The following is a 26608-nucleotide window of genomic DNA, read 5'->3' as shown; positions in this document are numbered from 1 at the left end:
TCTGCTCATCCGAGAAGCGGCTGCGTTTCATGTTCTGGTCCTCTCTTTAGGCCAGAACGAACTTCAAACCGGATTAAGTCAAAGGGGCAACGTCAAACGCATCGGCCAGAAGAATGGGATCGTGCGGCAATGGGCAAGACGCGGCACACGCCCGCGACAGCCCGCCAACCAGCGCTATCAAAGCGCCTACCTGTCCGGCGCCATCTGCCCGGCCCGCGGTGTCGGCGCTGCACTGGCTCTGCCCTTTGCCGACACCGAGGCCATGCAACTCCATGTCGACGAGATCAGCCGCCATGTCGAAAAGGGTGCACATGCCGTGCTCGTCATGGATCGCGCCGGATGGCACACTACCGCCAACCTGAGGATGCCGAAAAACATCACGCCGATCTTCCAGCCGTCGCGTGCGCCGGAACTGGCTCTCGAACCGCGTCTTCGACAGCTACGACGCCATCATCGATGCCGCCTGCGAGGCTTGGCAGAAATTGCTCGACGCTCCCCAAGCCATCACATCGATCGGGGTGCGCAAATGGGCACACGTCGGTCAAACGTCATGACTCTTGGTATAATAGGTCCTGACCCTAGAGAAGTTGCAGTGGATGCGGATGCGGCCTCAGCTTTGCCATGACAATGCAATGTGGATGGAGGAAAATGATCCTGAAAGGGAGGCCGGAGCTATCGCTGGCTGGATGATCGTGCCGGGTAAGTTGGTATTGCATTCCGTACTTCGGCAACGGGGGTAATCTGGTCTGCGTGACCCCGCTCCCAAGCGGTCATGGGATTGGCTTGATTTCATTGTCGATCCGGGCCTCGCGGTGCCCTACCCGATGCTGTCTCCGAAGATCGCACAGAAACGTCCGAATGTTTTCAGTACAAGGACTTTTTATCGTCAGGCGTCGTTCTGACGCCGCCGGTGAAGGGCCCGACATGCCGCCGGACCCTTGCGTGAATGATTAGCCGTGTTCAGTGACGGACCATGCCCGCATCGACATTCACCGTCTGGCCGGTGATCCAGCGTGCATCGTCAGAAGCCAGGAAGGCCACCACGTCGGCGATATGCTCTGGCTGGCCCTTGCCGGGCATGGCCTGCAGCATCTCGACAAAGCCGAATGCCTCGTTGTGCGGGCTGGTCTTGACGCCGTCGCTTTCGATCAGCCCCGGCGTGACCGCGTTGGCGGTAATGTTGTATTTTCCCAGCTCCGTCGCAAGCGCCCGGGTCAGGCCGATCACCCCACCCTTGGCCGCGACATAGGCCGCCATGTTCGGCGTTCCGGCAAAGAACGTGTTGGACGAGATGCTGATGACGCGGCCGGGCTTGTTCGCCGCGCGCATCTGGTCGGTTGCCGCGCGCGACACAAGAAAGGCACCCGTCAGATTGACGTCGATGATCTTGCGCCAATGGTCGAGATCGACATCATCCCAAGCCACGAAGGGTACGATGCTGGCATTGTTGACCAGGATGTCGATGCCTCCCGATTTGTCGAGTTCCGAAAACAGCGCCTTTACCGAAGCCGGATCGGAAACATCGAGCGCAAAGGCCCGCGCCTTGCCGCCGATCGAAGCGGCGACCGCGTTGGCGCCCTCGACATTGATATCGCCGATGACAACTTCAGCGCCGTCAGCCGCCAGCCGCCTGGCGATTGCCTTGCCGATGCCTTGTGCCGCCCCGGTAACCAGAGCTTTTTTTCCTGCGAGCCGGTCGCTCATGACCAATCTCCCCTCTGTTTTCTGTTTGCGTGAAAATCATGCATCGGCGTCGATCACCGCGAGGGCGGCGTCGATGCCTCTGCCGACGGCCAGCTTCTGGCCCATCGCGTTCAACGCGCCACCCAGCGCAGTCAGCGCCGCGACTGCGTAAATCGGTTGCGCCGTGGGGCCCATGTGGCCGACGCGGGTAAGCTTGCCCAACGTCTCGCCACGGCCGGATGAAAACACTACGCCATAACGCTCTCGCACCGCCTGCCGAAGCGCGGCTTCGTCCACGCCCTGCGGCGTGCGGATCGACGTCGTGGTGGGCGAGGCAATCTTTTCGCTGGCCGCCCAGAGTGACAACCCCATGGCCAATGCGCCCGCACGCGTGGCTTTTGCCGTCAGCGCATGGCGCGCCCAGACCGCCTCCGGCCCCTCGTTCAGATAGAGGTCCAGCGCGACGTCGAGGCCGTTGATCTCCGCCACAGAGGGCGTGAACGGAAACGGCTTTTCGTGCGACCAGGCATCCTCCCAGTCGAGAATGCTCAGCACGGAGGCGCGCGGTGCGGATGGATTGGCTTTCATCCTGGCCCAGGCCCTGTCGCTGACGCCCATCATGGTCAGTCCCGGAGGCGCGCCCAGGCACTTGTTCGGGCCAGTGACATAGAGGTCGGCCTTGCAGTCTTCGGGATGGGTCTTCATGCCTCCGAAGGAAGATACGGCATCGACGATGAAATAGGCACCATGCGCCGATACGATCGCGCCGATCTCGTCGATCGGGTTGATCGTGCCCGACGGCGTGTCGTGGTGGCACACCGAGACAACGGTGATTTCCGGATGCTTCTTAAGCATATCGGCAACCGCCTGCGGGTCGATGGATTCGTTATAGGGGGTTTCGATCTCGAGCAGGTTCGGCGAATAGCGCTTTGCCCAGTAGCCGAAGCCCTTGCCATAGACGCCAGAGGCGAGGTTCAGGACGACATCCTCGCTGGAAATCAGCGAAGCCGCCGCTGCCTCCAGTCCCATAACCGGCTCACCCTGCAACAGCACCGGCCGGGTGGAAAGACGCATGGCCTTCTGCGCCTTGGCCACCACGTTTTCATAGAAGAGCTGGAACGCCGGATCATAGTCGTAGAGCACAGTGCGGCTCAGCCCGCGCAGCACATCCGCATAGGCGTTGACGGGCCCCGAGGTGAGCGTGATCACCGGGTCGGCATTGTCTTTATATCGCATAGGAAATTCTCCGGAACACCAGCACGTCAGCCATAGAACTGCGTGCCGGTCTGGTAGGTTTTGAAATTCTCCATGTCGTGCGAATACATGAGTTCCGCATCGTTATCCTCGGCCAGCTTCCTGACATGCCGCATCGAACTGACCCCAGCTACGGGGTCGATATGGAAGGCTGCCTGGCAGAGCGTCTCAAGGCTCTTTTGTGTGTATGCGGCGTCGATCGTGAAAAGAATTGGCTTGCGCCTGGCAAAGTTCACCATGAGGCTGTAGTGGCCAATGGAATGCCCAGGCGTCGAGACCAGCCTGACGCCCTTGGCCAGTTCGACATCGCCTTCGATACCTTCGAACGTGGAGTTCGCGCGCGTGGTGCCTTCCATCAATTGGTCGGTTGCCCCGCGCGCCTCGGCGGCTTCCGCCGAGAAGCTCAGATCCGAATAGCCGAGATGCTCGAAAGGCTGCGGATTGCAGGCCTGTGGCACCTCGGTCTTGTGGCAGATCTTCTTGGCATGCGGAAAGTATTTGTTGCCGCCACAGTGATCGAAATGGAAGTGTGAATTCACCACCACGTCGATGTCTTTCGGTTCCAGCCCAAGCAGCGCCAGTGCACCGGGAATGGTCTGGTCCTTGCTTTGGATCGGCTTCTCGAAGGGCAGCACCTTCATCACGTGGTCGTAGTCGAAGCCGGTGTCGATCAGGAACCGCCCCTCTGCGTGCTCGACCAGGATCGAGTAGACGGGGAAGCGGACCTCGCCGCCCGGCCCGCGATTCCAGAAAACGTGGTAGCCGTCGAGCACCAGCGAGCCGCCATCGAGCAGATAGACCTTCGTGTCGGACATTTTTTTCCTCCTGTTTTTCTCCTGCGGCCCGGCCGCATTCCCGAATGGTTCTGGTGTCAGCGCGCACCGCGCTCGTAAGGCAGGCCAAGTGCGGCCGGCAGGCTTGCCTTGCGACCGAACAGCACCAGCATGATCATCACCGCCAGGAAGGGCAGCATCTGGATGACGTCGGTCGGCATGTTGATGCCGGCAACCTGCATGGCCGTGGTGAGCGAAAGGCACACGCCGAACAAAAGCGCGCCGAACAGCACCCAGAGCGGGCGGCCGCGCGCCAGCATCGCCAGCACGATGCCGAGGAAGCCCGCGCCATTGGTGATGAACGGAATGAAGATGCCCGCGCCTACATTGGCGAGATAGGCGCCGCCGAGACCGGCCAGCGCCCCGGTGGTCAGCACCGCGATCGTACGCGTGCGGATGACATCGATCCCTGCCACGTCGAGCGCGGCGGGCTTGTCGCCTGCAGCCTGCAAATTCAGGCCAAGCTGCGTGCGCCGGTAGATGCAGATCATCACGAACACCAGCGCGACGGCGAAATAGACGACCAGATGATGCTGGAACAGCGCCGGCCCAAGCACCGGGATGTCGGCCAGAAGCGGGATCGGCGTCTTGTCGGCTGCCGGCAGGCGTGGATAGCTGCGCGAGAACTGGAAGTGATGCAGCAGCGCTGTCAGCCCCTCCAGCCCAAGCGTCAGCGCAATACCGATGACGATCTGGTTGAGGCCAAGGCGCACGCAGAGCAGCGCCATGACGGCGGCGACCGCCATGCCACCGAGCGCGCCCACCAGGAAGCCCAGCCACAGCGAGCCCGAATAATACGCACCGACGAAGCCGAGATAGGCACCGAAGATCATCATGCCCTCGATGCCGATATTGAGCACGCCGGCTTTTTCCGACATCTGCTCGCCTAGCCCCGCCAGCAGCAGCGGCACAGCGGCGGTGACGGCCCCGAAAAGCAGAGCGGCAAGAAAGACTTCGCTGAAAAGTCCGGTCATGGGTCAGACCCTCCGCGTCTTGATGAAGTGGTGGTCGATATATTCGGCGACCGCCAGCATGATGAGCACGATGGAGACCAGCACGAGCGTGAAATGATGCGGCACGCCAAGCCGGCGCGCGGCGCTTTCGCCGCCGATCGACAACACCGAAAGCAGGAACACGAAACCAATGGCCGCAAAGCCGTTCATGCGCGCCAGGAACACCATCGGAATGACCGCCATCGCATAGGCCGGGTTCCAGTCGGCGCGGACATTGCCCTGCACGCCGAGGATGTCGACGGCACCGGCCAGGCCGGCCAGACCTGCCGAAATGGCAAAGACGGCGATGGTGAGCGTGGGGACGCCGAGGCCAGAATGAACAGCCGCCCGCGGATTGGCGCCCACCACCTGAAGCTTCAGGCCGAAGGCCGTGCGCGTCATCATCAGATGCACCGCAACGATGGCGACAAGGCCGAGCACAAGGCCGCTTGAAATCGTGGTGTCGAACAGGCGCGGCAGGCGATCTTCCACCGGCAGGGTGCGCGTTTGCGGAACGGTCGTCGATGGATCGAGAAAGGCGAGCTTGACCAGAACATTGGCAAGCGATGTGCCGAGAAAGGTCATCATCAGCGTGGTGATGATCTCGTTGACGCCCTGATAGGCGCGCAACAGTGCCGGCAAGAGCGACCAGAGCATGGCCACGGCCGTGGCGAGCAGGAACGCGCAAACCAGTGCCAGCCACACCGGCAGGAACTGGACCAAGAAGGGGCCGGCGGCGGCCGCGCTGACCGCGCCCAGCAGGAACTGGCCATCGCCGCCAAGATTCCACATGCCGGCCCGGAAGGCGACGATGAGGCCGGCCGCCAGGAACAGCAGCGGCGCCATGCGCGTCAGCGTCTGTTGCACACCGAGCGGCGACAGCAGGCCGCGTTCGATGACGAACCCATAATAGGTCAGCGGATTGACGCCCACTGCCAATAAAATACAGCCGGCTATGACCAGCGCCGCCAGGATCGGCCCCAGCGTCATCACGAGCCGGCGCACAAGATCGCCACGGCCGCCTTCGGGAAGGGATGGTTCGAGCGCGGTCGCGCTGGCCGGTGTTGTTTCCACGCTCATGCTGCAAGTCCAATCATCAGGCGCCCGACCTTGGTGCGGGCGTCGCCGGAGTTCTCGACCGTGCCGACCAGCGCGCCGCCGGACATGACGGCGATGCGGTCGCACATGCTGAGCAGTTCCTCCAGGTCGGTGGAAATCAGAAGAACCGCCATGCCGCGCGCGGCAACCTCGCGAACGCGCTGGCGCGTGGCCAATGTGTTGGCCAGATCGAGCCCATAGGTCGGCTTGTTGAAGACCACCGCCTTCACACCTTCGGCAAGTTCACGCGCTATCAGTATTTTCTGGATGTTGCCGCCCGAAAGCCGGCCGATCGGCGTCTTGATGCTTGGCGTGCGCACGTCGTATTCGCGAACCAGTTCGCCTGCGCGGCGATCGATCTCCTGCCGCTGCTCGACACCCTTTCGCCAGAAAGGCGAAGTCCCGATCTGCTTCAGGAAGAAGTTGATCGAAACCGGGAATGTGCCGACCGTTCCTTCTCCCAATCGATCATCGGTGAGGTAGCGCAGGCCCTTTTCCCGCCGCTCGCCGACGCCGAGCCCATTCAGGCTTTCACCTGCCAGCCGCACCATGCCGCCACTGGTTGCCAGTTGCCCGGCCAGCGCCTCGGCAAGCTGCTTCTGGCCGTTGCCGTCGATGCCGGCAATGCCGAGCAATTCGCCCGGCCGGATGTCAAACGAGATGGAAGCCAGTCCCGGTGCCGTGGCGGTCGCCGGCACGGCCAGATCGCGCACTTCGAGAAGCGGGGTCGTTTCGACGGGGAAAGCACGCGCGACCCGATCCTGCTCCTCGGGGTCGTTTTCCTTTCTGCCGAACATCAGCTCCACGATCTCGACGATGATCTCGTTCTCGCTTCGCGCGCGCAGGCGCTGCGGCGAAATCTCGCCCACCTTGCGGCCGAGCTTCAGGACCGAGATGCGGTCGCCGAAAGCCGCGGCCTCCTTCAGCTTGTGGGTGATGAAGACGATTGCCAGCCCCTGCTCGACAAGGCGGCGCATGAGCGCGCCAAGATCGTCGATGCCCTTCGGCGTCAGCATGGAGGTGGATTCGTCGAGGATCAGCAAACGGCTGTTGCGCAACAGCGCGCGCAGGATTTCCACCTGCTGCTGCTCGCCGAGCGACAGGTCCGAAACCTTTGCGTGGAGATTGACGGTGATGCCAAGCGTGCGGCTGATCTCGGCGACGCGCGTCGCCAGTTCCTCGCTCTTGGGCCGCTGCCACCAGGGGCCGCCGAGCAACAGGTTTTCAGCCACCGTCAAGGTCGGCACCAGCATCATGTGCTGGAATACCGTGCCAATGCCAAGCGCCAGCGCTTGACGCGGCGACGTTATCGGTGTCGGCACGCCATCGACCAGAATACGCCCCTCGCTTGGCTGCTGAAGACCCGAAAGCATGCCGATAAGCGTGGATTTGCCCGCGCCGTTCTCGCCCAGCAGAACATGCACTTCGCCTGCCCGGATAGACAGGTCGACGGCGTTGTTCGCGACGATGCCCGGAAAGCGTTTGGTCACGCGTTCCAGCGTGACAATCTCCGGCTTTCCGCCTGCCTGAGATGAAGAAGCATTGGTCATGAACCATCCACCCACCGCAATAAAACCGGAGGGGCGGATTAGCCGCCCCTCCGCAAACCGGCCGAACAGTTATTCGGTCACGTTCGTCATCAGCTTGCGCACGGCCGTCGCCTCGAAGACCGGCTCCACCTTGATCTTGCCCGAGATGATGTCTTCGCGGATGGCCTGGACCTCGCTCCAGACATTGTCGGGGATCGCCGGGGTCTTGAGCAGCTTGACCGAGTCATCCTTGACACCGATGGCATAGCTCTTGGTGCCGAAAGTATCGGACTTCAGGTCATCGATCATAGCCGCGTAGACCGGAGTGATGTCCCAGATCACCGAGGACAGAAGGAAGCCCTTGTCGATGGGCGATTTGTCGCCGATCACATCGATGAAATAGGCCTTGCCGCCATCGGTCGCCTTGGTGGTTTCCACCGCCTGCAGCATGCCGAAGCTGGAGCCGTTGCCCTGGCCGAAGATGATGTCGGCGCCGGACGCGATGACGCTTTCGGTCACGCGCTTGCCACCGGCGGCATCGCTATAGGCGGCGGGGCCGATCACGGCGTAAGTCACTTTCACGTCCGGGTTCTCGGCCTTCACACCCTCGGCAAATGCAGCCGACTGCGAGTTCCAGGACGGCGGCTCGCCCGACACGACGATGCCAACGGCCTTGGTGCGCGTCATCTTGGCTGCCAGGCGGCCGGCCAGATAGGCACCCTCGTGACCACTCAGCGTGTAGTCGGCGATCAGACCTTTCTTGAGCGCGTCGGGCGTGTCGACGATCGCAACCGGCACGTTCAGTTCGTTGGCGATCTCCGGCGCCGAGGTATTGTAGCCGCTGGCATGCGCAATCAGCAGGCTTGCGCCCTCTTCCGCCAGTTCGCGCAGCGTGGGACGAACATCGCCATAGCCGAGACCCTGCGCGAGGATCACTTCCACGCCCGCCGCCTCGGCCGCCGCCTTCGCGGCCTCCACGCCCTGCTGGTTCCAGCCATAGTCGGTGCCTTCTTCCGGCGTGAGAATGGCGATGGACTTGACATCGGCAGCATGAGCACCGCCGAGGACGAAGCCGCTCAAAAGCAACGCACTGACACTATACTTTAATTTTCTTAGCATTTCTTCCTCCGTTATTTTGATTCTATTCCCATATATTATTGTCGTTATTTGAAAACCTGATAGTGTAAATTCAGATTTTCAAATGGGGATCGTTCTCTTGCTCACACGAATTTTTGTCGCAGCAGTGTTGGCGCTCATGACAGACGCGGCAGCGGTTGAACTGCGCCACATCACCGTTCGCACCGGCACCGACGGCCTCACGCCGGTGACATTGACCGTGGCCAATGCCGGCATCGAGCCGATCGCATGCCATGCCGATATCGCCCACTGGTATTCTCTGGAGCTGGCCAAAGCCGCGCCCGGAGCGGTACTCGACATCGAACTCTGGTTCGATCCCGAGACCGGCACATATGCCGCGCTCAACGACAAGGGCGAGAACCTGCCCGTCGAGCGCCTGTGGTGTGGCATGGACGGGCGCGCATATGCGACGCGCGCGCTGATTTCGCTCGACCGGCGCGCCGAGAAGCTCCCCGCCGCCGAGCGCGCGATGCGCTGCGTGGAAAACGGGGGCCGCCTGTCGTGCCAGTGAGCGAAGGCCACCTTCATCACTGCGCCGCCTTCGAGGCCACGAGCGCTTGCAGCCTCTCATATTCAGCCTTCACGGCCGGATCGGTGGCGAGAAGCGTATCGGCCAGTTCGTGGAACTCGGCCTCCATCTTCGCCTGCTCTTCCGGCGACAGCTCGTTGATTACGCCGCCGTTGTCGGCCCAGACCTGATAGGTCTTCCGAACATTGTCGACGCCCCACTTGAACACCGAGGTTTCGGCCGCACGACCCGCCTCGACGATGGCCTTGCGCACATCCTCGCCCTGCGACTGGAACCAGTCTTCATTGACCACCGTGACCGAGACGATCTCGGCAAAGCGCAGATCGGTGATGTTCTTGCCGATGTCGTAATATTTGAACGCCGTCAGGATCGGCATCCCGACCAGCATACCGTCGAGCCCGCCGGATTCGAGTTGCGGAATGACTTCGGTCAGCGCCAATGGCAATGGTGTCGCACCGACCAGTTCCATCGGCTTGATCTGAAGCGGCGAAGCGAAAGTGCGGATCTTCAACCCCTTGAGTCCTTCGAGCGTGGTCACCGGTTTCATGGTGAAGACCACGGTGGGGCTGTTGTAGATCGCGCCGATCACGCGCAGCCCTTTGTCGAGGAACATCTCCTCCAGATGCGCGCGGTATTCCGGGTCGTGGATGGCGTTGTCCACGTCCTGCGGCGTCTTGAACAGCCCCGGCGCATCGAAGGCCTGGAAGCGCGGATCGACGTTGGTCATGAAGGACGTCGGCGTGGTGAAGGCCTCGATCGTGCCCAGCAGAACACCTTCGGCCATGCGCGGGATGGAGCCGAGCTGGCTTGCCGGATAAATCTCCGTCTTCACGGCATTGCCCACGCGCTTGTCGAGCTCCTCGGCAAAGACTTTCTGCCATTCGTGCTGGACGTCATTGATGGTCGCGGAAGCGAGCTTCATGGTCGCCTGCGCCGCGGCCGGCGTGGTCGCCATGCCCATGGGCAGAAGGGCAAGCGCGGTGCCGAATGCCGCAGCCTTGAGAATTGAAGAAAGCATCACGTTCCCCCTGGTTTTCTAAAGTGCCTGGCCAAGCGCCAGAGACAGCGCCGGCACATAGGTGATGATGATGAGCGCCGTGATCTGCACGGCCACGTAGGGCAGCACGCCGCGATAAAGCGAATGCGCCGGCAGGCCCGTGACGGACTGGGCAACGAAGATGTTCAGCCCGAAGGGCGGGGTGAACATGCCGATTGCCAGATTGACCGTCATGACGATGCCGAAATGGATCGGGTCTATGCCGAGCGAAATCGCAATCGGCACCAGCAGGGGCGCAAACACCAGGATCGCCGAAGTCGGGTCGAGAAAGCAGCCGATGACCAGCAACACGACATTGACCGCCAGCAGGAACGTCACCGCGCTCATGTCGAGCGCCTCGATCCAGGCGACGATTGCCTGCGGCACGCCCTGCGTGGTCAGAACCCAGGTGACGACACCCGCAGTCGCGACGATCACCAGTATCTGCGCCGACAACATCGCTGAATTGCCTGCCGCCCGCACAATGTCGCCCCAACTCATGGTGCGATAGACGAAACGCGCCACGACAATCGCATAGAGGCAGGCAAAGCCACCGGCCTCGGTGGGCGAAAACCAGCCATTATAGATGCCGCCGATCACGAAAACCGGCATCAGCAGCGCGGCAAGTGCGTTTCTGGTAGCTGCCCAGGCAATGGCCGGATCGAAACGGCCAACCACGGGAATCCGGAGCACGATGGCCATGACGATGACGAAGGCGCACATCATCAACGCCAACAGCATACCCGGCAGGATGCCCGCCATGAACAGGCGCGGAATGGACTGCTCGGCCGCCAGCCCATAGAGGATCATGGCGATGCTGGGCGGAATGACGATGTCGATGGCACCGCTCGATGCCAGCAGGCCGGCCGCGCGCTCCTTGCCATAGCCGGCGCTTTCAAGCTTGGGATAGAGCGTCTTGCCAAGCGCGGCGACCGCCGCCACGCTGGAGCCGGAAATGGCGCCGAGCACGGTGGAGGCGCCGACCGTCGAGACGGCCAGGCTGCCGGGCAGCCTGCCGACCATCGCCAGCACCCATGCGATCAACCTCGAGGCGATGCCGCTGGTGCCCATCAGTTCGCCGGCGAAGACGAAGAACGGAATGGCGAGCAATGCGTAGTTATCCAGACCGCCGAACAGCACCTGATGCAGCGCAACCGGCGGCAAGGGCAGGACGAAGAAGAAGGTGACGGCCACCGCTGCCAGGAAGACGAGGAAAACCGGCGTGCCAAGCACCAGAAGCAGCACGGGAAGGACGGCGAGCGAGGCGATCATGCTGCCGGCTCCCGATGAGGGTCGTTGCGCAGCAGCGCGCCGATGTCACGAACGAGCATGAAAGCGCCGACGAGCGTCAACCCGGCAAACCCGACCAGCAGGGCCGTGTGCGGCACCGACATGGGTACACCAAGCCCCATGCTCTTAGTGCCGAGCCGGCTGATCTTGCCGACGAAAAGATCGGAGGCATAGGTGACGTAAGCGCAGGCGAAGACGGCCGCGGCATCATGCACGACATGCAGCAAATGCTTGGCGCGCCCCTTCGCATAGGACGGCAACAGGTTGACGCTGATATGATCGCGCTTGGCAAGCGACAGGATCGCGCCAGCCATCACCACCCATATCAGGGTGTAGACCATCAGCTCATCCGTGCCGGTCATCGAAAAGCCGAACAGATAGCGACCCGACGCGTTGACGACATTCACGCCCACCACGAACAGGAGCGCGATGCCGAGCACGGTGTGCAGCAACCTGCCCGATCGAGCGGCAAGCTGCGAAACCTCCCATTTACTTGTCAGACGGCCCTGTTTCTCCCCCACAGCCGAATGCATCGCCTACTCCCGGTTTTCGAGGATCCGGCGAATGGCCACCAGTTTCCTGGCTCTTTCGCCCTGTAATGTCGAGATTTGCTCGGGCGTATAGGCGAACATGCCCTCACCCGACTTCATGCCGAATTTGCCCTCCCCGGCCTTGTCCAACACAAGCGGCGCAATGTCCTTGCGGTCGGCCAGATCGGCGTTGAGGAAGGAGGAGACGGACTTGTAGATGTCGAGGCCGGCCATATCGAGCAGCGCCATGGGGCCAACCACCGCGATCTTGTAGCCAATGCCCCACGAGACGCAGGTATCGAGATCCTCGGGCTCGATCACGCCGCGCTCGACCAGGTCGACCGCTTCTCGCAGAAGCGCATAGAGCACGCGGTTTTCGACGAAGCCCGGCACATCCTTCTTCACCACCACCGGCAGCAGGCCCAGCGAACGGATGAGGTCGCGGATTGTCGCGACGGTTTCCGGCGCGGTCTTTTCGCCGCCGATCACCTCGATCATCGGGATGATGTGCGGCGGGTTCGACCAGTGCATGCCGACGAAGCGTTCGGGATGCGAGATATGCGCCTGCAGCTTGGTGATCGGAATGCCCGACGTATCGGACGCCACGATCACCGATGGCTGAACCAGCGGATCGATGGTGCGATAGGTCTCGGCCTTGATGTCTATGTTTTCGGGCACGTTCTCGATCACCAGATCGGCGCCCTCGACGGCCTCGGCGATGCTTGAGACGAAACGGACCGTTCCGACGCCCGTAGTCGGGGCCTCTATCCCAAGCCGATCCAGCGCGGCCCCGGCCGTATCCAGCATGCCCCGCGCACGCTCGACCGCCGCCTGCGAGACGTCATAGGCCGCGACATCCAGCCCGCCGCGCGAAAGCCGCGCGGCGATGCCGGGTCCCATTGTGCCGAGGCCGATAAGGGCGACGCGCCGTATCATCATGCGGCCCTGGTGGACTGGACAGCGCCGGTGGCGACCTGGAAGGCAGGGCGCTGGGCAATCGCCGCCACCCAACGCTCAAGATTCGGCAGCGACGGCCGCTCGATCTTGAAATCGACGCAGCGCTTCAGGATCGGCGCACAGGCGATGTCGGCTATGGTCAGCTTGCCGAGTGCCAGGAAATCCTTGCCCGCAAGATGAGCATCGATGATCTTGAGCTGATTGACGAGATCGCGAACCTGCTCCTTGTATTCGGGGGTCTGCTCTTCAGGCGGCAGCTTCGAACCCTTGAACGCGGCGAGATAACCGGGATTGACCGCAGCCAGCAGGAAATCCATCCAGCGCTCCACCTCGGTCTTCTCGGCAGGCGTCGCGCCGGTCAGATGCTCGCCGAAGGCTGCCAGATAGCGCAGGATCGTATTGGATTCCCACACCACCGTCTTGTCATCCACCAGGGTAGGAACCTTGGAAGTCGGGTTCAGCGCCTTGTATTCGGCTGTCTGGGTGTTCTCGAACTGCCGGCCGTAATCCTCGCGCCTGTAGCGGGCGCCCAGTTCCTCCAACATGAAGATGACTTTCTGGACGTTGCCGGATGTCTGGCGGCCTAGAAGCTGGTACATGTGCGGGTCTCCTCGATTTTCCTACGCTCAGGCCTTCGGGGCCAGCGGCTTGTAGACGATAGCGTCCATCTCGATCTTGGTGTTGATGACGGCGCGGGCCTCGACGGTGGTGCGCGCAAGCACGGCATCGCCGATACCTTCCAGAAACGCCCTGTTGTAACGGCCGAAGTCGCGCGTATCCTCAAGATAGGTGGTGATGCGCACCACGTCGGACAGTGTGGCGCCCTCATGCGCAATGACGCGCTCTATCGTCTTCAGCGTCGCGAGCGTCTCTTCCTCGATCGTGCCGGTAATCATGTTGTTGTTTTCGTCCTTCGGCACCTGTCCGGAGACGAAGATGTAGTCGCCGGCGCGCACAGCCGGGTGGAATGGCAGGTTCGGGTTCTTCTTGCCGATGGCGTAATGGGTGTCGGATTTTTTCGTGCTGTCGTTCACGGCCGAACTCCTAGAAAACGCTGGTTTCGATGATGTCCACGCCACGGATGCGGTCGATCAGATAGAGAATGCCGCGGTCGTCGATAGTGACATCGTTGGAAGAGGCCTGATCCGCCCCTGCCGGCGCGTCGGGCAGGAAGTGCCCCACTTCCTTCGGCGCGAATGGGTCGGCAATGTCGACAAGGCGAAGGCCCTGCGCAAACCAGGCAAAGGGGATGATGCTACCCTTGAAACGCTCCGAAGGCTGGTGGCAGCCAGTCATCGGCGGCTGCGGCGCGCCATCGGGATCGATGCCCGGAACCTGGAAGGTCGAGATCGGCAGCGGGTTGGTTTCGTCGGTGATGTCGTAGACCCAGGTAAAGGATGGCGCATGCGGCCGCAGCTTTGCCACGTCCTCGTCGGCCACCACCATGATGTTGCGGCCCTTGAGCGGCTGCGGGATCGGCAGACAGGTGTGGGTCGGATGCGGGAAGGCCGGGCTGGAGTTCACATGGCTGATCAGAGTGGGCTTGCTCATGTCGGAAATGTCGAGAATGAACAGGCCGTGATGCCAGTAGCTGACATAGAGCCGGTTGCCCATGCGCAGCGGATGGTGGCAGCGCGGCGTGACGTAGTCATGCCACGGATATTCCTCGCCACCGGCGGTCCACTGGCCCGGAATCCACCACCGCCCGACCTCGACCGGGTTCACCGGATCGATCAGATCGAGGATCATGACGATGTTGCCGACATAACCCTCGGCCGTCGGCGAGATATAGGCATAGCGGCCGTCATAGTCATAACGATGCACGCCCTTGCCGCCAGTCAGCCATTTGGAGATCAGCTTCGGCCGGTCCGGCTTGCTGGTATCATAAATGGCCAGCCCCCCGCCGAAATCGGCCGGACCTTCGTTGCCGAAGCGCTCGTGGTTGATGATCATCAACCCGTCCTTGGCGCGCACCTTATGCGAATGCCAGCCGACCGGCACATCGATCGTGGTGATCTTTCTCGGGTTCCGCGGATCGGAAATATCGACCAGCGTGGTACCGCTCGGCGGACGCATATGGCCGATATAGAGAATGTTGCCGTCAACCCAGACCTGACCGCCGCCGGGACAGTCGATATGGCCGATATGCTTGGTATTGGACGCGGAAACCAAATGCTTACGCCTTCTTGCTGGTGCGTTGCCTGGATACCGACGCGCCGACAAAACCGGCGCGTCGCGATGATCGGAATTTTCAGGCGAGGCGGAGCAGATCGCCGGCCTGGTTACGACCCCAGCGCTTGTAGAGAAGCAGCGCTTTCTGGGTTGGCGCATCGGTGGCGCCGAAGAAGATAACCGGCTCAGTGGAGGAGCCGTTCACATGCTCCACCCAGCAACCACCCGGCACCGCCAGCGTGTCGAACTGGTTCCAGTCATAGCGCTTGCCGTCGATGATCGAGTGACCGGAGCCACGGAAGGGCGCGAGCAAAAGGCTTGCGGTCTCGCGCTGCGGCAGCGTCTTTTCACCCGGACGCAACATCTGGACGTAGAAGTTGATGGTCTTGAACACCGGACCGCCTGTGCTCGGATCGACATAGTCGACCACGATGCCCTCATGCGGGTCGCCGTCCCAATCCTTATGAGCGTCGAGAACGGCCTCCATCTTCTCCCAGCGATAGACGTACATCGGCGACGAGAGCCCGCCGCCACGCTTGTGGTCGACGAACCGCGGCATCAAACCGCCCTCGCCGTAGATGCGCTGGGAGTAGTCGGACGGATAGCGTGCGGTCTGGACCTTCTTCTCGACTTCCTTGCCGTTTTCCATCTCGGTGTAGCGGTGGTCGAAGTGGACGGCATGGAGCGTCTCGACCAGCGGCAGATCCAGCACCGAGAGATTGACCGCCTGCTCGCCGCCCACGGTGCCATGGTTGTGCCAGGCATCATTCGGAGTGAGCACCATGTCGCCGGGGCCGAACACGACGTCTTCACCTTCGACGCCGGTGAAATTGCCCATACCGGTCAGGCCGAAGCGGATGGCGCTCGGCGAATGCTTGTGCGGCGGCATGATTTCATCGGGATCGTTGAGACGATAGGCCGTGTACATGGTGCTGACCGAGGCACGCTTGGGCGCAAGACCCGGATTGACCAGGATCAACGAGCGGCGCTCGCTGTCGTCCATCGTCACCAACTGGGCGGCGCGCTGCAGCAGCGGCTCGATGTCCTTGTAGGACCACACGAAGGGAATTGCCCTCGACGTAGCCATGAGCTGTTTGATTTCGTCGTGCTCGACGCTCTCGCTCGTCGCCCAGAACGGGAACATGTTCTTGGCGTAGAGTTCGTCGTAGAGGCCCTTCAAAGCCTCCTGCTTGTTGTCGTTCCTAGCGTGCGCAGTGGTCATGTCGGGCACCCCTCCTTCGGCAGTCCTAATCACCTAACCACCTCAACCATATTGAGAATGGTTTTGCTCGACAATCCTTATTCTTGTGAAACTGGCAGTTTTTGGTTGAGGCTGTCAAGCCCCATCAGAATCGCCAAAGGCATACTTTGGCCGCCTCATAATGACAAATAAAGCCTTGATATTGCACTATTTTTCGCAAATTCGGGCAAGCAGGCGGCAAATTGTGACGTCTGCCATTTTTATCAACCAGAACGCACTTTTGTTTCAACCATATCGAATTTTGGTTGAAACTTGGGTTTCTCAGGCCGCGACTTCCTGCAACACGCGCTGCCGGATCAGATCCGAGGCCTTCTCGGCGATCATGATCACCGCGGCGTTGATATTGCCGCACACGAGGTCCGGCATCACGGAAGCATCGACCACGCGCAAGCCCTGAACGCCGCGTACCCTCAACTCCTGATCGACGACCGAGGCGCTGTCCGCGCCCATGCGGCATGTTCCTGCCGGATGGTGAACCGTGATCGAGGTGTTGCGGATGTGCGCGTCGATCTCGTCGTCGCTCTGGCAGGACGGACCGGGGAAGAATTCGGCGGCGATGAAAGGCTGCATCGACGGTTGCGCCGCGAGGTCGCGCGCGACACGGAAGCCGGCACGCAGCGATCCCCAGTCACGCGGCGATGACAGAAAATTCTGATGGATCAGCGGCGCTGCCAGAGGATCGCCGGATGCCAGCTTCACGCTGCCCCGGCTTTCCGGCTGCACCGCAACGATACGCGTGGCAAACCCATCCGGGAACGGCGCCTTGAACGGCGGCATATAGGGCCAGGCGGCCAGTGGCGCCGCCGTGAAGAGGAGTTGGACATCCGGCAGCGGACGCGTTTCATCGCTTTTGAGGAAAGCGACGACCCCGCCTGGAACATCCCCCGAGAAACCGCTGCCGGTGAGATAGGTTTTCACGAAATCGAGGCCGATCCTGTCGGCCCGCATCATGCGATGGAACGGACCGGGCTGGCGACGGCGGTACATCAGGATGACCGAGACGTGGTCCTGCAGGTTCTTGCCGACCTGCGGCCTGTCGATCTTGGCTTCTATGCCGAACCCGGCAAGTTCCTCGCGATCGCCAATGCCGGACAACATAAGCAGTTGCGGCGTGTTGATCACTCCACCGGCCAGCAAAACCTCGCGCTTTGCCACCGCCTGCTGCACCTGCCCGTCGCGCTTGTAGGAGATGCCGGTCGCACGACCGTTCTCCAGCACAATTCCCGTGGCCATGGCGCGCGTCAGCACGGTGAGGTTACGCCGGCTCATGGCCGGGCGCAGGTAGGCGGAAGCCGTCGAGCAGCGGCGGCCATTCTGGATGGTCATCTGCAACCGGCCGAAACCTTCCTGCGCCGCACCGTTGTAATCGTCGGTCTGCGGATAGCCGGCAGTTCTGCTGGCCTGCGCGAAGGCCTCGATCAAATCATCCTTGTAGCGGCAGAACTGGGTGTTGAGCGGGCCTCCGCCGCCGCGATAGGCGGTCGCGCCGCCCTCCCAGTTTTCCTGCTTCCTGAAATAGGGCAGGACCTTTTCATAGGACCAGTCGGTCAGGCCGTTCGCGGCCCAGCGGTCGTAATCGCCCCGGTTTCCGCGCACATAGGCCATGGCATTGGTAGAAGACGAGCCGCCGATGACCTTGCCGCGCGCGCATTCGACCTTGCGCCCGCCGACATTCTCCTCCGGCTCGCAGAAATACATCCAGTCGTGCCGGCGTTCCGTGAGAATCTTGCCCCAGCCAAGCGGGATATGGATCATCGGGTCGCGGTCCCAGTCGCCGGCCTCCAGCAACAGCACCGAAACCGCCGGATCCTCCGTCAGACGATTGGCCAGTACACAACCGGCCGACCCCGCGCCCACAACGATATAGTCATAGGTTCCCCCCACTTGCATGCTCAATTCCCCGGACTGGATTTTTCCACCCACGCCGATCCGACGCGGCACTTTGTCAACCGACACTCAACCACTGTCCGGTTATTCTTGTCAACCAAAGCCGATATGGTTATGTTGGTTGAGGTGTTTCGAGTAGATTCCCGTATGGGTCGCGTTATCCTATAACCTGAGAAGCCTTGAAGTCGCCCCGGCACGAAGAAGTTTAAGGAGACGATATTGACGGAAATCGAACCTGAGGCCGCGCTGTCCGATCCGGACGAGATCGCTGCGGCAGTTCACCGGATATATCAGGACGAAGGCCGGCTTCCCTCCGAACGGGATCTGGCCGACCGATTGAACGTGAAGCGTCATCAGTTGCGCAAGGCGCTGGAAGCGCTTCGCCGGTCGGGGAACCTGCAGCCAGCGCGCGCCAAGCGCGCTTCGGGTGCCGTGCCGCGCTATGGGGAAGAGCTGGTGCGCCTCACCAATCCGCTGGAGGTCATCGAGCTTCGGCTCATTCTGGAACCGCAGCTTGCGCGGCTGGCGTCGCTGCGCGCCTCTCCCTTCGAGATCGCGCGCATCTCGGACGCGGCCACCACGCAGGACCATACCCGCTCGGGTGAGGTCGATCTTGCCTTTCACATGGCGGTCGCGAGCGCGGCGCGCAATCACCTCGCGGGCGAGTTCTACAAGATGCTGCGGCAGGTCGGCGTTGATGCCCGCGTGCAGGTCGCCTACACCGAGCCGGCCAGTTGCCCCAAGCGCATCGGTCAGCGCGACAGCGAACACCGGCTGATTGCCGAAGCAATCGCCCGCCGTGACCCGGAAGCCGCCGAAGCTGCCATGCGCGGCCATTTGACGGCAGTGCAGAAGCGCATCATGGAACGCGCCAATATGGGTATTGCTGCGGCCTGAGGCGGACGCTGCCGGCGCACTCATCATTCTACCGGGAGGGAAACATGATCCGGCACTTCGACGTGCTGGTCATCGGCGCCGGTTCGGCCGGCTCGGTGGCCGCGAGCAGATTGAGTGAGGACGCAACCTGCCGGGTCGGCCTCATCGAGGCAGGCTACAGGCCCTCCGACCCGGACATCGCCGATCCGCTGAAATGGACGCAGATACAAGGTCGCGACTACGACTGGGCCTATCGAACGATCCCGCAGCCTCATACCGCCAATCGCATCCACGAATGGCCCCGCGGCAAGGTGGTAGGCGGCTCCAGTTGCCTGCATGCCATGGCCTATGTGCGCGGCCACCCCGACGATTTCATCTCCTGGGATGAGGCCGGCGGGCCACGCTGGTCCTATGAGGGGCTGCTGCCCTATTTCAAGCGCAGCGAAGCTTTCAGCGCATTCGCGGCACCTTCGCGCGGGAGAGACGGCCCTCTCGACGTGATGCTGCCGGATGAAGCAGTAAGCCCGGTTGCACGTGCTTATATGGCAGCCGGCAATGCGCTTGGCGCGCCGAAGATCGGCGATCACAACACCGGCCAGCTTGCGGGCACGGCGCCAAACTCGCTCAACATCCGCAATGGCCGTCGCTTGAGCCTTGCGGACGCCTATCTTGCGCCGGACGTGCTGGCGCGCTCCAATCTGACCTTGCTCACAGGATATGAGATCGAGCGCCTTGAGCTGGAGAACCGCCGTGTTGCCTCGGTGCTCGCCGTGCATGACAGCAAGGCCGAGCACATCACGGCGGACCGTGTGGTGCTTTGCGCCGGTGCGATCGCCTCCCCCCTGATCCTGATGCGCTCCGGCATCGGAGATCCCGAAACATTGCGAGCCGCCGGTATGGAATGCCGGATCGAAAGCCGGGAGATCGGCGCCAATCTGCAGGACCACCTGCTGGCGCTTGGCAACGTCTACCGATCCAGGAAGCCGGTGCCCCCCTCGCGCCTGCAGCACTCGGAATCGCTGATGTATCTGCACAGCGACGACATCAGCCGCACCGATGGAAGCCCGGATATCGTGCTGGGGTGCGTCATCGCGCCTTCCGCCGCCGAGGGCATCGACGCGCCGGCCTATGGCTCGGCCTATACGATCCTGTGCGGCGTCACGCACCCGACGAGCCGGGGCCGCATTCTGCCGGGTGGGCCGAACCGCAGCGACGCACCGGTCATCGACCCGCGCTATCTCGAAACCGAGCATGACCGTATCACCTTCCGCAAGGCGCTCAGAATAGCGCGCGAGGTGGGGCATCATCCGGCCATGGACGAATGGCGGGATGTCGAGGTGCAACCGGGGCCGGCCGCACGATCCGATGCCGAGCTGGACGCATTCATCGCGCGCGCAGCCTCGACCCATCATCACCCCTGCGGCACCTGCCGCATGGGCCGCGACGCGGACGCTGTGGTCGATCCACAGTTGCGCGTGAACGGGTTGGACAATGCCTTCGTGGTCGATGCCTCGATCATCCCCCGCATTCCCAGCGGGCCGATCAACGCCGCTGTCGTGGCCATCGCCGAAAGCTGGTCGGCGATGCAGCGATAGGATGCGGCAAGGGGGAGACCGCAGGGTTCAGTCGACGGTGCCTTCCCCTTGCAGATAGCCATGGCGGCGCGCATCCGGCATCAGGAGTGCGGAAATGAACGCAACCCCCATCATCGCCGTGACATACCAGAAGAACCAGCTTTCCTCGCCGACCGACTTGAACCAGAGCGCGGCGTATTCGGCCGTACCGCCAAACACGGCATTGCCGATGGCATAGGCAAACCCCACCCCGAGTGCCCTTACCTCCGCCGGGAACATTTCCGCCTTCACGATACCGCTGACGGAGGTATAGAAGCTGACGATCGCCAGCGCCGCCGTCACCAGCAGGAAAGCGTTGACGGCATTGCTCGTGCGGCCGATGGCCGACAGCAGCGGCACGGTCGTCAGGATCGAGAGCGAACTCCATATCAGCATCGAGTTGCGACGGCCGATCCGGTCGGAAAGCGCGCCGAAAATCGGCTGCATCAGCATGTAGACAAGCAGCACGACCGTCATGGTCAGGCTCGCGACTTCCTTGCCGAAGCCCGCCGTGTTGACGAGATATTTCTGCATGTAGGTGGTGAAGGTGTAGAAGATCAGCGAACCACCGGCGGTGTAGCCGAGCACGATGAGGAAGGCGCGGCGGTGATGCCGCCACAGGCCGGCCAAGCTGCCGGCTTCCTCGCGGCCGCGGGCTTCGGCCGTCGACGTTTCGTGGAGCGACGAACGCAGATACAGCGCAATCACTGCCGCCACGCCACCGATGGCAAATGGAATGCGCCAGCCCCATGCGCGGAGCTGCGCTTCGTCGAGGAATTGCTGCAGGACAACAAGCACCAGCACGGCGAGAAGCTGGCCGCCGATCAGCGTGACATATTGGAAGGAACCGAAGAAACCACGCCGGCCGGCAAGCGCGACCTCGCTCATATAGGTTGCGGTGGTGCCGTATTCGCCGCCGACCGAAAGCCCCTGGATGAGCCGCATGAGCAACAGCAGCAAGGGTGCGAAGATGCCGATCGTCTGATAGGTGGGCAGTATCGCTATGACGAGCGAGCCGGCGCACATCATGGTGACGGAAATCAGCATCGAGCGCTTGCGGCCAACCCTGTCGGCAATGCGCCCGAACAGCCAGCCTCCGATCGGCCGCATCAGGAAGCCCGCGGCGAAGATGGCGGCGGCGTTCAGAAGCTGGGTGGTGGTGTCGCCCTCAGGGAAGAATTCGGACGCGAAATAGAGCGCCAGGAACGAATAGACATAAAAATCATACCACTCGACGAGGTTGCCGGATGCACTGGCCACGATGGCGAAAATGCGCCGCCTGGTATCGGCCGCGTCGGGCACGGAAACCGCTGTGTTCATGGATTTTTCCTGGTGCTGATGGCTGGCATCGGGGGATCCGCAGGATCGATGTCGGATGCAAATCAACATGCATTCCAAAAATCATGTTTCGGGGTGAGCACCATCGCCGCTCCAGATATCGACAGGAGCGGCGTGAACCCGATTTAGAGTGGGGCCGGCGCGAAAAGCATCCGCCCGCAATGGTTCCGAAAGGAAGACGCAGGAAGCGCGCTATCTTGCCTCGCCCGTCTTCGGATCGATCTTGATTTCCACCTTGGCCTTGTCGGTGGTGTAGTAGGTCACCTCATAGTAGCCGTCGCTATCCCAATCGACCTCGTCGATATACTGGAACTGCGGGCGTGCCTCGATCTTTCCGATGATCTGCGAAAGCTTCATGGAGCCTTCCGGCGGCCCCGGACGTGTAGCGGTCTGTGCCTGGGCCTGGCCGCAAAGCGCCACCGCCACCACCAGAGATGCAAAAACTTGACGACAGGTCATGAATCCCCTCCTTGGTCAAAAGTCAGGAGGAAACGGCGCGGCCCGGCTTTTGTTCCCGTCTTCGTGAACCCGGCGCCGCTTGATTTCACAAAGCGAATATGATCGATCATGGCGCCATGTGGAAATTGTGGCTCACGACCTGCGCGCTCTTCTTTGCCGTGGCGACGCCGAGTTGGGCGCTCGACGGGCGGCTCAAGGCGGGCCTCCTGAAACTGGACCCCGATACGCGGCTGGAACAGCGTTGCGACGCCGAGGCGCTCGACCGGATCGCCCGCGACGACGACAACCCCTACAGGCCCGACCGCGTCGTGGCTTATGTGTTCAAGACGCCACAGATGAACGGCGACACCATCGAAAGCCCCGGCGCCGCATTCCGCGCCAATGGCCGCTGGTATCATCTTGCCTATAGCTGCAGCACCGCGCACGACCGCATGCAGGTGCTGTCCTTCCACTACAAGATCGGCGACCCCATCGCCCAGGACGACTGGTCGAAATACAATCTCTGGCAGTGAGCCGGATGGCGCGGCGGCAGCGCTCTTGCGCCGCCGCCTAAAGCTTTAAGCTTGATGACGTCTTCCGGCTGTCAGCGGTTCGGGATCATGCTCTAAGCGCCCATCACGCGACGCGGCAGCAGGATGTTGTCGAAACGCGCACGCAGCCTGTCGTCGATGGCGCGCGAGACATGCGCCGGGAAACTCTCGGCGAGGATCTTGTTCTTCATCTCTATAGCGCGCTGCAGGATGTCGGGCTTGCCCCGTTCGTTCCATTCCTTCGGGCTGAAACGGTCGCCAACGAGGGGATAGAAATACTCGGTCTGCATCAGCTTCAGCGTCTGCTCATTGCCGAGATAGTGGCCGGGACCGTTCATGCAGACATCGGTCACGGTCGCGATCGACAACGCCTCGTCAGTCACCTCGATGCCGCGCACGCAACGCTGGCAGTAACCCAGCATGTCGTTGTCGATGATGAGGCTTTCCAGGCAGAAGCCCAGCAGCGAGGCATGCATGCCGGCTGATTCATAGACGAGATTGAGCCCCGACAGGCCGGCCATGACATTGGTGATGCCCTTTTCGAAACCGGACTGGATGTCCGGCAGCTTCGAATCCGCCATGCCGGCGGCAGAGCCGCCCGGCAGGTCGTAGAACTGGGCCATCTGCGCGCAGGCCGCCGTCAACAGCGCCTGTTCGGCCGATCCACCGGACATGGCGCCGGTGCGCAGGTCCGAGACGAAGGGCCATGTACCGAAGATCGCCGGATGGCCGGGCTTGAGCGCGTTGACATAGACCAGCCCTGCCAGCACTTCGGCCACCGCCTGCACCACGGCACCGGCGATTGCGGCAGGCGCCGTGGCACCCGCCTGGCCCGCCGAAAGAAGCAGGATCGGGATGCCGCCGGCCACGCAGGCTTCCAGCACGCCGCAGGCATCCTCGGCGAACTTCATAGGCGGCACGACGAAGCAGCTGGAATTGGAGACGAAGGGCCGCGCGCGGAAATTCTCCTCGCCGCCGGCAATCGCATAGAGCATTTCCAGCGCCGGAGCGACGTTCTCGCGCACCGTGAAGGACGTGCCGACATGTTTCGACGTGCCCATCACGCAGGCATAGAGCGTGTTGAAGTCCATATCGAGCGGATCGGGAATGTCGCGCGGGACCATCGGCCGCTGGAAGAAATGGATGTTGTCCATCTGGTCCACGATGCGGGCAGCGTCATAAATGTCCTGCAGCATGGACTCGCGATAGAGGCGGTTTTCGACATCGACCAGGTGAACGGCCGCGCCGGCGGTGCCGTAGTGCACGCGCGACCCCTGAATCACCATGTCGTGCCTGGGGTCCTGCCCGTAGAGCGTGAAATTGCGTGCCGCGGTCTTGATGGTCGACAGGACCAGTTCGCGCGGGAAGCGGATGCGGCCATCGTCGCCATAGGTCGCGCCAACCCGTTTCAGCGCTTCGATGCAACTGGGAATGGCATTGGCGAAACCAACGGTTTCAAGCAGCGTCAGCACCGCTTCATGGATGCGCTCCAGATCGTTCTGGCCTAACGGCTTGTACCTGCCACCTTCCAGTCCGGGACGAATGGGGCGAATATCTTCGGCCAGCGGCGCAGCGCGCATGGCGCGGCGCGCTTCCCGGCCTCCGGACCGGCGCGAACGCTGGTCTTGTGGCGTCAGGTCACGCTCCTCCAGGGTGGTCGACATGGAAAAACCTCCACCATTTTTTCCGGCATCGCCGCGCCGGATGTGCCTCCGGTCACGTTGCCTGCTCCCCTACGCCCAAGACTATGCAGCGGCGGATCGGTCCAGCGTATGGGCCACGAATTGCCGCCAGATAGGCCAGAAAACTCGGCGCGAAAACGGCCGGGCAAGGCCCGGCCGTTACATGATTTCACTCGATGGGAAGGCTGCGAAAGAAGCTTTCTCAGGCTGCCGCCGGACGACGCCCCGCGGCAGTGGCAAGCTCGCGAATGCCTGGCTCGATATGTTGCAGGGCAATGGAGGAGAACCCCAGCCGCATGAAGCGCGAGGGCTTGTCGCTGCGGTCGAAGAAACGGTCTCCCGGCTCGATGATGACGCTGCGCGATGCAGCCGCCTCGGCCAGCCCGCGCGAATCCGTGCCGCGCGGTCCTTCCAGCCAGAGCGACGTGCCACCCGCCGAATCCGTTGGACGCCAGTCGGGCAGGAAAGCATCGATGGCCTGGACCAGCCGCTTGCGGCGCTCGTCGAATGCCGTCGACAGGCGGCGCACCAGCGCCTCGTGATGGCCGAGCGAGAGGAACAGCGCCACCGCGCGCTGGTTGTTTGCCGGCGGGTGGCGCAGCATGAAGCGGCGCAGCGCGCGCAATTCCGCAATCAGATCGGCGGAGGCGACGATGTAGCCAAGCCGCAGGCCCGGCGCGAGAGTCTTCGACATCGAGCCGACATAGATGACCCGGCCCGAGCGGTCGATGCTCTTCAGCGCCTGCTGCGGGGCGTCGTCGAGAAGCTGGCTGTCATAGCCGTCCTCGATGATGATCTGGTTGTTGCGGCTGGCGCGCGCCAGAAGGTCCTGCCGGCGCTCGGGGCTGAGCGGCACCATGGTCGGGCAATGGTGGCTCGGGGTCACGAAGACGAAGCCGGCATCCGAGGGGATCGCCGAAGTGACGATGCCCTCTTCATCCACGGGCGTCGGGTGCAGGTCGGCGCCAGCCAGCCGGAAGATCGAGCGCGCATCCGGATAGCCGGGGTCCTCCATCGCCACCTTGGTGCCCTTGGTCATCAGCAGCGTGGCCAGCATATAGAGCGCGTTCTGCGCGCCGAGCGTGACGATGATCTCGTCCGGGTTGGCGAAAATGCCGCGCCGCGGCAGCAGCCGCGCCTGGATCTGCTCGATCAGCAGCGGATCGTCGCGGTCAACCATGTCAGCCGCCCAGTTGCGGATTTCCAGCACGGCCAGCGCCATGCGATTGCACTCGCGCCATTCGGCAGTGGGAAACAGCGCCGGATCAAACTGGCCGTAGACGAAGGGGTAGGAAGATTTGATCCAGTTGTCGAGCTTGGCCGGGCGCGGCATGTCGCTCGCGGAAATCTGCCTGCGCGCCTTCCAGTCTATCTCGCTGGCCTGGTCGCTGGTCTTCTGCTGCGGCTTGGCCGGCATTGCCAGGACATCGGGGTTGACGAAATGGCCGCGTCGCTCGCGCGCGACCAGAAAGCCCTGATCGACCAGTTGCTGGAAGGCGAGCACCACCGTGCCGCGCGCCACGCCGAGCTTTTCGGCAAGGATGCGGCAGGAAGGCAAGGGCATGGAGGCGGCAATCTGACGGTCGAGGATGGCGGCCACGATGGCCTGACGGATTTGAGCCTGAAGCGTCTGACCCGATTCCGCAGAAATCCTGAACAGTCCCGACCAAATGGCCGAATCGTTTCTCTGTGGCATGAGTATTTCCCCGGTCAGGCGCTATGAAAAGTATTTTGTGGACCAGTTGAACGTATCCGTGGTCCAACGCTTTGCGCCAATGAATTTTTCTAATCGCTAGGATTTATGCCAGTGATCTATGCGCGCATAGCCCAAAGCGACAATATCTTTTCTTTACAGTATCAAATCGATTGAAATTTCAATCGAAGTCAGCGACGCAATTTCTCCATGTTCGCCACGCTGATAG

General features: G+C 62.2%; 24 protein-coding genes and 1 pseudogene. 5 read left to right on the top strand and 20 right to left on the bottom strand.

Annotated elements, in window-relative coordinates; translation table 11 throughout:
• Positions 1-97: 97 nt before the first annotated feature.
• Positions 98-554 (top strand): annotated as a pseudogene (locus C7441_RS11015) (transposase); the annotation flags it as partial.
• Between the two features lie 406 nt (positions 555-960).
• Here the strand turns inward: C7441_RS11015 and pldH are convergent.
• The 7 genes from pldH to C7441_RS10980 all read right to left on the bottom strand — a co-directional run bounded on the left by pldH (position 961) and on the right by C7441_RS10980 (position 8508).
• A complete protein-coding gene (pldH, locus tag C7441_RS11010) occupies positions 961-1704 on the bottom strand; it encodes a pyridoxal 4-dehydrogenase, SDR-type (RefSeq protein ID WP_109612897.1) in 744 nt (247 codons plus the stop codon).
• A 36-nt stretch (positions 1705-1740) separates the two neighbouring features.
• Complete coding sequence (gene ppaT, locus C7441_RS11005; RefSeq protein WP_109612896.1) at positions 1741-2919, bottom strand: pyridoxamine--pyruvate transaminase; 1179 nt, start codon at positions 2917-2919, stop codon at positions 1741-1743.
• A gap of 26 nt (positions 2920-2945) precedes the next feature.
• Positions 2946-3752: a 4-pyridoxolactonase gene (pldA, locus tag C7441_RS11000; protein WP_109612895.1), complete on the bottom strand. Its 807-nt coding sequence runs from the start codon at positions 3750-3752 to the stop codon at positions 2946-2948.
• Between the two features lie 56 nt (positions 3753-3808).
• Positions 3809-4744, bottom strand: a complete 936-nt coding sequence (locus C7441_RS10995) for a putative B6 ABC transporter permease subunit 1 (RefSeq protein ID WP_019172899.1) — start codon at positions 4742-4744, stop codon at positions 3809-3811.
• Between the two features lie 3 nt (positions 4745-4747).
• Positions 4748-5842 (bottom strand): putative B6 ABC transporter permease subunit 2, encoded by a 1095-nt coding sequence (locus tag C7441_RS10990; protein ID WP_019172898.1) that lies wholly within the window; start codon positions 5840-5842, stop codon positions 4748-4750.
• Positions 5839-7410 (bottom strand): putative B6 ABC transporter ATP-binding protein, encoded by a 1572-nt coding sequence (locus C7441_RS10985; protein ID WP_109612894.1) that lies wholly within the window; start codon positions 7408-7410, stop codon positions 5839-5841. Before C7441_RS10985 ends, C7441_RS10990 begins: the two co-directional genes overlap by 4 nt.
• Before the next feature lie 69 nt (positions 7411-7479).
• Complete coding sequence (locus C7441_RS10980; protein WP_109612893.1) at positions 7480-8508, bottom strand: putative B6 ABC transporter substrate-binding protein; 1029 nt, start codon at positions 8506-8508, stop codon at positions 7480-7482.
• Between the two features lie 136 nt (positions 8509-8644).
• On the opposite strand from C7441_RS10980, the gene C7441_RS10975 reads away from it, so the two are divergent.
• Positions 8645-9037, top strand: coding sequence for a hypothetical protein (locus tag C7441_RS10975; RefSeq protein WP_244916117.1), 393 nt, complete (start codon positions 8645-8647; stop codon positions 9035-9037).
• 16 nt (positions 9038-9053) lie between these two features.
• Here C7441_RS10975 and C7441_RS10970 read toward each other — a convergent pair whose 3' ends face one another.
• From C7441_RS10970 to C7441_RS10930, 9 genes are all read right to left on the bottom strand, one after another.
• Positions 9054-10073, bottom strand: coding sequence for a TRAP transporter substrate-binding protein (locus C7441_RS10970; RefSeq protein ID WP_109612891.1), 1020 nt, complete (start codon positions 10071-10073; stop codon positions 9054-9056).
• Positions 10074-10091: 18 nt separating this feature from the next.
• Positions 10092-11363 carry a TRAP transporter large permease gene (locus C7441_RS10965; protein WP_109612890.1) on the bottom strand — a complete coding sequence of 424 codons (1272 nt, stop codon included), beginning with the start codon at positions 11361-11363 and terminating at the stop codon, positions 10092-10094.
• A complete protein-coding gene (locus tag C7441_RS10960; protein ID WP_109612889.1) occupies positions 11360-11914 on the bottom strand; it encodes a TRAP transporter small permease in 555 nt (184 codons plus the stop codon). Before C7441_RS10960 ends, C7441_RS10965 begins: the two co-directional genes overlap by 4 nt.
• A 3-nt stretch (positions 11915-11917) precedes the next feature.
• Positions 11918-12847, bottom strand: a complete 930-nt coding sequence (fhmpcd1, locus tag C7441_RS10955) for a 5-formyl-3-hydroxy-2-methylpyridine 4-carboxylate 5-dehydrogenase (protein WP_109612888.1) — start codon at positions 12845-12847, stop codon at positions 11918-11920.
• On the bottom strand, positions 12847-13467 hold the full coding sequence (locus C7441_RS10950; RefSeq protein ID WP_019172890.1) for a glutathione S-transferase family protein: 621 nt from the start codon (positions 13465-13467) through the stop codon (positions 12847-12849). The genes fhmpcd1 and C7441_RS10950 overlap by 1 nt, the downstream gene beginning before the upstream one ends.
• Positions 13468-13494: 27 nt before the next feature.
• Complete coding sequence (locus C7441_RS10945) at positions 13495-13902, bottom strand: RidA family protein (RefSeq protein WP_109612887.1); 408 nt, start codon at positions 13900-13902, stop codon at positions 13495-13497.
• Positions 13903-13912: 10 nt separating this feature from the next.
• Positions 13913-15040, bottom strand: coding sequence for an LVIVD repeat-containing protein (locus C7441_RS10940; protein WP_170125085.1), 1128 nt, complete (start codon positions 15038-15040; stop codon positions 13913-13915).
• A 79-nt stretch (positions 15041-15119) separates the two neighbouring features.
• The gene (locus tag C7441_RS10935; RefSeq protein WP_109612885.1) at positions 15120-16262 is read right to left on the bottom strand and encodes a cupin domain-containing protein; all 1143 of its coding nucleotides are present in this window, start codon (positions 16260-16262) and stop codon (positions 15120-15122) included.
• Positions 16263-16562: 300 nt separating this feature from the next.
• Positions 16563-18191, bottom strand: a complete 1629-nt coding sequence (locus C7441_RS10930) for a GMC family oxidoreductase (RefSeq protein ID WP_109612884.1) — start codon at positions 18189-18191, stop codon at positions 16563-16565.
• A 216-nt stretch (positions 18192-18407) separates the two neighbouring features.
• Here C7441_RS10930 and C7441_RS10925 point away from each other — a divergent pair, with 216 nt between their 5' ends.
• Together C7441_RS10925 and C7441_RS10920 are read left to right on the top strand one after the other, a co-directional pair.
• Complete coding sequence (locus C7441_RS10925) at positions 18408-19085, top strand: FadR/GntR family transcriptional regulator (RefSeq protein ID WP_019172884.1); 678 nt, start codon at positions 18408-18410, stop codon at positions 19083-19085.
• 44 nt (positions 19086-19129) lie between these two features.
• Positions 19130-20659 (top strand): GMC family oxidoreductase, encoded by a 1530-nt coding sequence (locus C7441_RS10920; RefSeq protein WP_109612883.1) that lies wholly within the window; start codon positions 19130-19132, stop codon positions 20657-20659.
• A gap of 27 nt (positions 20660-20686) precedes the next feature.
• Here the strand turns inward: C7441_RS10920 and C7441_RS10915 are convergent, their stop codons facing one another.
• Both C7441_RS10915 and C7441_RS10910 read right to left on the bottom strand, forming a co-directional pair.
• Complete coding sequence (locus C7441_RS10915) at positions 20687-21997, bottom strand: MFS family transporter (protein WP_109612882.1); 1311 nt, start codon at positions 21995-21997, stop codon at positions 20687-20689.
• Between the two features lie 210 nt (positions 21998-22207).
• Positions 22208-22474 (bottom strand): PepSY domain-containing protein, encoded by a 267-nt coding sequence (locus C7441_RS10910; RefSeq protein ID WP_026060523.1) that lies wholly within the window; start codon positions 22472-22474, stop codon positions 22208-22210.
• Positions 22475-22572: 98 nt separating this feature from the next.
• Between C7441_RS10910 and C7441_RS10905 the strand changes: the two genes are divergently transcribed.
• Entirely contained in the window at positions 22573-22986 is a 414-nt protein-coding gene (locus C7441_RS10905; protein ID WP_109612881.1) for a DUF930 domain-containing protein, read from the top strand.
• Between the two features lie 92 nt (positions 22987-23078).
• On the opposite strand, the gene C7441_RS10900 is transcribed toward C7441_RS10905, so the two are convergent.
• On the bottom strand, positions 23079-24668 hold the full coding sequence (locus C7441_RS10900) for a trimethylamine methyltransferase family protein (RefSeq protein WP_109612880.1): 1590 nt from the start codon (positions 24666-24668) through the stop codon (positions 23079-23081).
• Between the two features lie 220 nt (positions 24669-24888).
• The gene (gene pdxR / locus C7441_RS10895; RefSeq protein ID WP_109612879.1) at positions 24889-26382 is read right to left on the bottom strand and encodes a MocR-like pyridoxine biosynthesis transcription factor PdxR; all 1494 of its coding nucleotides are present in this window, start codon (positions 26380-26382) and stop codon (positions 24889-24891) included.
• Positions 26383-26608 lie beyond the last annotated feature (226 nt).

Source organism: Pseudaminobacter salicylatoxidans (assembly GCF_003148475.1).
In the GTDB taxonomy this organism is placed as follows: Bacteria; Pseudomonadota; Alphaproteobacteria; order Rhizobiales; family Rhizobiaceae; genus Pseudaminobacter; species Pseudaminobacter salicylatoxidans.
This window is presented reverse-complemented; position numbering and strand designations above follow the sequence as displayed.